The organism is Oleiphilus sp. HI0061 (genome assembly GCF_001635675.1).
On sequence record NZ_LWFE01000641.1, the window covers coordinates 1 to 690 of the forward strand.

Below are 690 nucleotides of genomic sequence, written 5' to 3' on the forward strand. Positions count from 1 at the left end.
TGGCAAAGGGAATGATCGTCTAATGGGCGGCTTTGGGGGCGATGTATATCGTATCTACGCAGGTTCTGGAGTATCTCGTATTTCTGATTTTTCAGAAGACTTTAACATCATTGAAATAGCGAATGATTTAAGCGCACAAAATGCTGCGCTTCACCAAAGTGGTGATGATTTAATGATCTCTTTTGAAACGGGTGAGAATGTCATTGTCTCGAACTATTTCGACTCAGGAATCCCAAGTGGCGTAATTGATGAAATACGCTTTGCCGATAATACTGTCTGGGAATCTGCGTATGTTCAGGCAAACGTTGAAGACCTTCCGCTCTCATACGATGGGCAAGCTCCAGCAGGATTTAACGTTGTAGATCAACCTAACGGGAGTGGCGATTATATCGGTACGAATGATGACGATTTTATTGAGGGTACTGGAGACCAAGAAGTCGTTTATGGGTCTTGGGGGCGAGATATCATCGTTGGCTTTGGTGGTTCTGATGAGTTAGTGGGTAGTAGTGGTGGCGATTTGATAATCGGTGACGGTTTGCTATTTGGTAACGAAGGGGATGACATTTTGGAGTCGAGAAATATGAGCAACGACAATTATGATGGTCGTGCTTTTATGTTTGGCGGTGATGGTGATGATACCTATCGTGTCGGTATAAACAGCGTAAACACCTTTATCTACAACGGCTCTGA

1 protein-coding gene is annotated in these 690 nt (G+C 43.9%); it reads left to right on the plus strand.

What is annotated here, in order from left to right; translation table 11 throughout:
* On the plus strand, positions 1 to 690 hold a 690-nt coding region (locus tag A3735_RS08120), incomplete at both ends, for a calcium-binding protein (RefSeq protein ID WP_197485765.1).